Below are 8,058 nucleotides of genomic sequence, written 5' to 3' on the forward strand. Positions count from 1 at the left end.
CCGGACAATCATGACGCTTGTGATCAAATTCATCGCAGGGAACATATAAGGGTAGATTGCTCCCCCTTCGCCCCCGCAACCAACCCTGGCCTGTGGTGACGCAATTCCTTCAGAATTGTTGCTCTGCCCCATCCGCCGCCACCCAACCCAGCGGGGGATTGGAGTCTCAATCCGAAAGGATTGACAGCGTGTAGCCGGTCGGTCGCGAGGGGCACGGGGCGCGACCACCGGTAAACCGTAGAAAGGGGAGCGCACCCCGAAGCGGGTGCCAGAGATGCTAAAGTTCATTGTAATACTGCGCATGAAACATAAACATGTTTTGGCTTTTGAGGTAACTCTAGGATTAACGGCTGGCGCTCCATTGGACCGAAACTTGATCCCATTGAACAATGCTGGACTTCAAGGCTGCCCCTAAAATACATCACTGCAAAGTCTCCCGTTTCTCGATTGCAGCAAAGGCCACGTGTCAAAAATAAACGCTTTCCCTGCGACGGCGCTAACGCGTATCCAAATAATTCTGTGGCCTTCGCTGAGGATATTTCAATGCAAGGGCTCCATCTTAAAAGGAGTTCGGAAGCAGGTCTTTTGAATTGTGGAATCTGATGAACCAGTTCCGGGGCGAGAATATCGGTTTCCTTCGCGTCTATGAAATCAGCGATGTTAGAAAAACGCACCCACGCGTCCTTGGGGTGTTGTATTGATGGAGCCGGATGAACGGAAACAGAAACACACCCTTCAAAAAACACTATAGCCCAAGCGGCGTAGAGTATGGAGAGATAAGCCCGCATACTCAAAATGCCCAACGACTCAAGCTCAGTGACCAAGACCACGGGGTGCGTGGATTGCAACCCGAGCGCGATAGCCGGGTTTGCTGCTGCGCATTAGGCGGCAAAGTCTTCACATCACAATAATTATTCTTAATGGCTATCAAGCTGGGTCAGCGTAAAATCCAATGGAAAAAGGACTGTATCGGCAACGCACGAGAACGGCAGGTCCAAGCAGCAGAACACCACACCGGCAGTAGAAGATCCGTTACCGTCAACCAACCAACAGTCGAATTTGCTGCCGATATAATATCGGTCGCATCCACCCATGTGGCTATGAGTGGTGCTCCAGTAATCGTATCGCCCTTGGCTCGATCTCCGCTCGTGCAGAGCGGCGCAACCAGTCGTCAGCGACATGCTTACAAGGCAAATGCCGATAAATGCAATGGAGCTTTTCATGTGATGTCGGTCTTGCCGTCTAACTTTGCCAAATGGGCGCGCGCTTACTTCCCGCCCTTCACATCGTAGCAGAGCAGGAGTTCCTGGTCGCGCAGGTAGAGGCGGCCACCGGCGACGACGGGGTGGGCCCAGCTATTTTTGTTGCTGCGCTCGGGTTGGTCGAAGCGGCCTTTTTCGGTGTAGCCGTCCGGGGTGGCCACGACGAGGGCCAGGGTGCCCGCGCCTTTTTCGCTGCGGCAGTAGAGCAGGTCGTCGGCATACGCGAGGGAGCCGCCCAGCGCAAGGATGAGCGAGAGGTGATTCATGGCCGGGTGACCATGCGACAGGAAACAATGGGTGCGTTGCATGGTGGGTTTGTAACCAAAACCCGCGGCGAAGGCAATGGAAAAGGGCAGGGCGGCTCAGACCGCGCGGAAGGTGAACGCGCCGTAGCCCACGACGCGGTTTTTCGATCCGGCGGTGTCGCCGGAGTTGCGCAGATCGGCGGTGGCAGCCTTGAACTGGCGGTGCTTGACGGTTTGCAGCCAGCCCTGAATGGCCAGGCGCCCGCAGGCTTGCGGGGGATGGATGCGGTCAGGCTCCAACGCCTCGATGGCGTCCGCCGTGGTGCGGTCCAGGCGGCAGGCCGCCGCGTAATCCAGGTAATGGCTCAGGTCCGAGCTGATGACGAAGGCGGTTTCCGGCCCGCCCCAGAGCGCGTCAATCACTGCCGCGACCTCGTCCGGATCGGCATCGCCCACCACCACCGGCACGATGCTGAATTGGGGCAGCAGACATTGCAGGAACGGCAGTTCCACCTCCAGGCAATGTTCTTCTTCATGCGCCGCTTCGTTGAAGTGCACGGATTTCAGGCCCGCAATGGCTTCAGTTCCGGCGGTATCCACTGGCACCAAGCCCAGCGGGGTTTCCCATTGCGTCGCGCGGCTCAGCGCCAGGCCGTCAAACGCCACGTAATGGGAGGGCCCGAGCAGGATCACCTTGCGAATCGTGTCTTTGGCCGCCGACCAATGGCCGAAAGCCGAGCCGGCGATGGGGCCCGAATACACATACCCGGCATGAGGCGCGATGACGCCTTTGGGCGGCGGGTCGGTCAACGGCTGGCCGGATTGCAGATACGCTTCCACGGAGCTGCGGAGCCGCGCCGGGTTGCCTTCGTAGAAGGTTCCCGCCACGGCGGCGCGCCGGATTGGAGAGGATTGCTTGGACTTCATGATTTGGCCCAGATGCCCGGAATAACGGTTTGGCAGCGCGGACATTGCCCGCTGGCGGTGATTCGGTTGGCCTGAATATGGTAGCCTTGCCGCCGCACTAACGTTTCGCCGCAACCGGGGCAGCGGGTGTCTTCCCACGTCCCGACGCGGCCCGGCTGGTTCCCGGCATAGACGTAGCGCAGCCCTTCGCCGACGCCGATTTCCGCCGCGCGGATCAGGTCGTCCGTGGTGGTGTTGGCGGGATTCGTCATGCGGTAATCGGCATGGAAGGCGGTGATGTGCCAGGGAATATCCCGGCTGAGGCCCGCAATGAATCGCGCGATGCTGCGCAGCTCCGCTTCGCTGTCGTTAAAGCCCGGCACCAGCAGCGTCAGCACTTCCAGCCAGATGCCGCGCGCGTGGATCATGCGGATGCTGTCGAGCACGTTGCCGAGCGTCCCGCCCAATTCCCGGTAATGCTGCTCATTGAAACATTTCAGGTCCACTTTGTACGCCCCGAGCCACGGCTTCAGGAAGTCCAGCACCTCGGGCGTCGCGTTGCCGTTGGAGACGTACGCGCACAGGAAGCCCGCCGCCCGCGCCTGCTCGAAGATCGCGCCGGACCACTCAACGGTGATCAGCGGCTCGTTGTAGCTGGAGACCACCAGCCGCGCCGACTCGCGCTGGGCCGCCGCCACGATTTGCCCGGCGGTGATTGCCTTGATGCGCGCGCCCGCGTCCGGATCGCGCAAGGCTTGGCTGGTGCTCCAATTCTGGCAATACGCGCAATGGAAGTCGCAGCCCAACATGCCGAACGTGAGCGCGTCGCTGCCGGGATAGACATGAAAGAATGGCTTCTTCTCAACCGGATCGCAGGCCAGGCCCGCCACATAACCGGACGGCACCCATAGTTGCTCCTCCTTGACGAACCGCACTTTGCAGATGCCCCGGCGGCCTTCGCCCAGCAGGCACCGGTGACCGCAGGCCACGCAGCGCAGCTTGCCCGACTCCCGGCGGAATAGCTTCCCCGGGATCGCGTACTGGTCCAACGTTGCCGCCAGACGGTCTTGCTCCGCTTCATTCATGCGCTGCCTCAATCTACCACACTATGCCCGAAACAGCGCGCCCATTTTCTTCCCGAGGATTTTGCCGGCGATGAAGAGGCTGGCCGTCAATAAGATCATCCCCAGCACGCCCAGGGCGCACGCCACGGCGGGTGCGTTCGGCTCAATGCGGCTCATGTGCTGGTAGATCATCTTGGTGATGGGATAATACTGCTCGCGCATGGCCAGGATGAGGCTGTCGCTTACCTCCAGCATGGCGAACGCAAACGTCAGGATTGTCCCCGCGACGAGATTGGCGGTCACCAGTGGCAGCGTGATCTTGCGCAGGGTGCGGAAGGGCGAGGCCCCGAGGTTGGCGGACGCCTCCTCCAGCGTGATGCTCGTCTGCTGGAAGCCTGCGTACGCCGACCGCACAATGTACGGCAACCGCCGCACGCTGTAGCTGATGATCAGCAGCAACGTGGGATTCTCGCGCGGATTCAGCCAGGAAATCTTGAAGTCGAAGCCCGCGACGTAGCCAAACGCCAGCACGATGCCGGGCAGCGCCAGCGGCAGCATGGCCAGCGCGTCGAATAACTCCGCAAACGGAATCCGCCGCCGCGTCAGCAACCACGCGATCACCACGCCCAGCACCAGATCCAGCATAGAGCTGAGACTGGAGTAGAATAAACTGTTGCGGATGCTGGAGATCGTCGCCCCGTGCGAAAATACCTCGCCAAAGTTGGCGGTGGTGAATTCATCGGGCAACACGCTGAAGAACCAGCGTCCGGCGAAGGATTGCACGATCACCATGAAGTGTGGCAGCAACGCCAGGAAGATCAGCGCGCCCGTCGCGCCCCAGATCAGCAGGCCCTCCTTGAGGTTTGGCTTCACTGCGGTCTCCGCCGTGTGCCCGCGCGCGATCATCTCGTACCGTTTGCCGCCGAACGCCCGCTTGCTCAACACGAACAGCGCGACCGTCAGCACCAGCACGAACACGACGAGCGCGTACCCCATGGGGTTGGTGTTGATCGAGGTTACCGTGTCGAAGATTTGCACCGGTACCACCCGCGAAAAGCCGAAGATCAGCGGCGTGCCCAGATCCGTGAACGCCCAGATGAACACGATGATGGCTCCGGCGAACCAGCCCGGCAGGATCAGCGGCAGCGTCACGCTGCGGAACAACCGCCATCCGCTGGCTCCCATGTTTTGCGCCGCCTCGCGCAAGGCGGGGTCCACGTTCGCCATCGCGGCCGCGAGGTTCAGGTACATAATGGGGTAGAGGCTGAGCACTTGCAAAATCACAATCCCCCAGAACCCGCCCGCCCCGAGCCAGTCAATGGGCGACTCCGCTGGCGATATCCCCAAGTGTACCAGTGCCAGATTCAACGAGCCATACTTGGCCAGTAACTGCTTCAGGCCGATCGCCCCCACAAACGGCGGCAGGATCATCGGTACCAGGAGAAGGCTGCTCAGGATGGTCTTGCCGCGGAAATCGAACCGGGTCATCCAATGCGCCAGCGGCAGCGTGATGGCGGTGACCACCGCCGTGGTGAATAGGGCGATGCGGAAACTGTTATACAGCGACTCGCGTTGCAGCGGGCTGGCGAGGAGCAGCTTGAAGTATTCGAGGGAGAAGTGTCCATCCGTGATGAACGCGCCCTTGAGCATGAAGCTGATGGGATAAAACAGGAACGCGCCAAAAAAGGCCAGCAATAGGCCCAGGAAGGCAACGGTGGAAAAGTTCAAATCATACTTCTTCACCGCGCCAGCGTAGCAACTTCAGCCCGCCGCTCAATGGAAAAAAACGCAACCGATCGCTTATGTGATTGAGCACGGGTGGTTCTGCAAGGGTTTTCAGCGCCTTCTTAAAATTAAACGGTGGTCCACCCGTTTGGTCTGGTGGTATTCGAGCGGCGGCAGATCGGTGATGGTGGGGGATTCGGTTTCGTTCAGGATGCCTTTGGCCATGGCTTGCAGCGCCTGCCAGCGCGGCCATTCCAATTTCGGCGAGTGGGTGACCTGGCGCAACATGCTCCGCCACTCGATGATGACGCGGTCAATGTCGCCTGCCCCCAGAAACTCCCGGATGAAGGCGGCTTTGCTGTCGGGGTTCTTGTGGACGGATGCCACAATCTGCTCCGCGCCAGCGCCGTATCCCGGCGGCACGCCGTTTTCCAGGTAGCCCGGAATGCATTGGATGCCGAAGAGTTTTTGGCAGGCCATCGCCAAACCGCCGCCCCAGCGGTTGTCCTCGCCGCAGAAGCGGAACCCGGCGTCGAGATTGGCGAGGTCATAGATGAATTCATCCAGCGGGTAACGTTCGTCCTCCAACCCCGCGGCAATGGCCAGACCGTCGCCCTGATGGAAGAAACTCATGATCTTGCCGCGCCGCGTGGGCACTCCGGCGGCGTCCACCAATCCAAGGCGGCGCCAGAGCATGGCCACGCCGGTGGCGGCGGATAATTCGCGGCAAACGGCAATGAGCGGGCAACTGGCGCAATCGGCGGCGACCACCTCGCGCTCCGGCGGTTTCCAGAGGGCCACGCCATGGCGATCCACCGGGACGCGCAGGGTCAGGTCAGCCAGACTCACCAGCGCGACCAGTTTTTGCCCCTGACGCTCGAAGCGGGTGACGGTCAGCTTTTGCGCCGCTAATTTCTGTTCCACCAGCGGAGCAATTTTTTGTTCCCAGAGGCTGAGCGGAGCTTGCCGTCCGCTCCAGTTGGTGAGTCGGCGAATCCATTTGACCAACAAGACCCGGTCGTCGTTGAGGAGTTCGGCGACAGTCATGGCGCGGCCGTAAATGCGCTGACCGTCCGGCGTTTCACTGAGCACGGCGAGCAGGCCATGCCCGACTTTTTCCAGGGCATTAGGCTGGGACAGGGCAGGGGACAGCACCGGTACTTGGGCGCTTGGGGCTCCCGCTGTCTCGGCGACGGAGACTGTATCCGTTTGCTCCGCCGGGTTGGCCAGGATGAATATTTCCCGCAACGGCATCTCCTTGAAGGCGGGAAGGTTTTCGTATTCGCCACGGCTGTTCAGTATCTGGACCACCTTTTTGCGCACGTGCCGCGCCCGTTCCGCATCGGTCTTCAAGTTGCAGGGTGTGTGCGGATGTTTCAGGGATTCTTCGACGCCGAGCCAGACGGGTTTGGTGGTGAAGAGTCGTTCCTGAACCCGGACCGCCTCGGCAAACGGGTCGCGCCCCTGTTCGGCGGCGACGGCCATCAGGCCCAGCAGCGCATTCCAATCCACCATACCGCTGCGGTAAAGATGTTTGGCGTAACCATCGCGCATCCGGATTTCATTCTCGCCCACCAAAACATAGCCCATCTCATCAATGCCGCGCCGTCCCGCCCGCCCAAACATTTGCAGGATTTCATCGGGCCGCAACGGCTGTTCGGTCTGGTCGCGCCGATACGATTCACCGGCCAGGGCGACGCTGCGCAGCGAGAAATTGATGCCCGCCGCCAGCCCCATGGTGGCCACCACCACGCGCAAGGCGCCGGCTTTGGCCAGGGGCTCAATGACGCCCGCCCGCACGGCGTAGCTCAAGCCGCTGTGATGATAGACCACGCGTGATTTGAGCATCTTGGCCAAGTGTTCGCCGACGAGTTGTTTTTGGGCCAGGGTCAAGGTGAGTGGATTGGGCACCGGCAGATGGCGCGCCAGTTCCGCCGCCAGGGCTTCCGCCGCCGCGCGGCGTGGCGCAAAAATCAGGATGGGTCCCAAGTCTTCCGCGAGCACTCGGGCGCAAAAGCCGGGCCAGTAACCGCGAATTTCCTTGGGCAGATGAAAGCTGAGCTGATTGACGTACACTTCTTCCAAGGGGACAGGCCGAATGTCGTGCGTGATCAGGACGGCTTGGCGGCCCAGCCGCGTCAACCATTTCACCAGATCCTGCGGGTTGGCCACGCTGCCGCTTAGCAGTAATAACTGGGTTTTGGCGGGAGCCAAAGCCAGGGCCAACTCGTAATTCAAGCCGCGATCCTCATCGCCGATCATCTGGTATTCGTCCACGACCAACAAGGCCGGGCCGTCGCCGCGAATGAGCCGGTTCTTTTGGGTTTCCAAGGTGGCGACCAGGATGGGGGCTTCCAGGTTTTCGGCGAGGTCGCCGGTGGCGATGCCCACGTTCCAGCCGCGCGCACGCCATTCCGCGAGCTTATCGTTGGCCAGGGCGCGGGTGGGCACCGTGTAAATGGCCTGCCCACGCCGTTTGCATTCCCGCGACCACAGCTCAAAGATCAGGGTTTTGCCGGAGCCGGTCGGTGCCTGCACCACCACATCCCGCCCTTCCCGCAATGCGGAGATCGCCTGCTGCTGCCAGAGGTCGGGGACGACCATCTGCTGCTGCAGGGAGCCAAGATTTTCCAATTGTTCGCCCAGCGCCGTATGCACAGGCGGAATATAGCGCAGGGGGACGCTGGTTGGAAGCGAATGGTTTGAGTGAGCGCCAGTATATTTGAAGCAGATGTTTTGGGGATGCCACGTCACAAGTAATTCCACGTCCCCCGCAGCTTGGCCCGGAGCGTTCCCAGCAACCGGTCCAGCTTCAGGTGACGGTGCGTTTTGACCCAGTCGGTCATCCGTTGGATT

At 60.9% G+C, this 8,058-nt stretch carries 6 protein-coding genes; all 6 read right to left on the minus strand.

Translation table 11 applies throughout. The features are described from left to right. Positions 1-284: 284 nt before the first annotated feature. Complete coding sequence (locus WCO56_27500; protein MEI7733347.1) at positions 285-788, minus strand: hypothetical protein; 504 nt, start codon at positions 786-788, stop codon at positions 285-287. 479 nt (positions 789-1,267) lie between these two features. Then, positions 1,268-1,570 (minus strand): hypothetical protein, encoded by a 303-nt coding sequence (locus WCO56_27505; GenBank protein ID MEI7733348.1) that lies wholly within the window; start codon positions 1,568-1,570, stop codon positions 1,268-1,270. A 54-nt stretch (positions 1,571-1,624) separates the two neighbouring features. Next, positions 1,625-2,434: an AmmeMemoRadiSam system protein B gene (gene amrB / locus WCO56_27510; GenBank protein ID MEI7733349.1), complete on the minus strand. Its 810-nt coding sequence runs from the start codon at positions 2,432-2,434 to the stop codon at positions 1,625-1,627. Beyond that, the gene (gene amrS / locus WCO56_27515) at positions 2,431-3,498 is read right to left on the minus strand and encodes an AmmeMemoRadiSam system radical SAM enzyme (protein MEI7733350.1); all 1,068 of its coding nucleotides are present in this window, start codon (positions 3,496-3,498) and stop codon (positions 2,431-2,433) included. The genes amrB and amrS overlap by 4 nt, the downstream gene beginning before the upstream one ends. 21 nt (positions 3,499-3,519) lie before the next feature. Further along, positions 3,520-5,220 (minus strand): iron ABC transporter permease, encoded by a 1,701-nt coding sequence (locus WCO56_27520; GenBank protein ID MEI7733351.1) that lies wholly within the window; start codon positions 5,218-5,220, stop codon positions 3,520-3,522. 93 nt (positions 5,221-5,313) lie between these two features. Then, a complete protein-coding gene (locus WCO56_27525) occupies positions 5,314-7,860 on the minus strand; it encodes a DEAD/DEAH box helicase (protein ID MEI7733352.1) in 2,547 nt (848 codons plus the stop codon). Positions 7,861-8,058 lie beyond the last annotated feature (198 nt).

Source organism: Verrucomicrobiota bacterium, assembly GCA_037139415.1.
Taxonomy (GTDB): domain Bacteria; phylum Verrucomicrobiota; class Verrucomicrobiia; order Limisphaerales; family Fontisphaeraceae; genus JBAXGN01.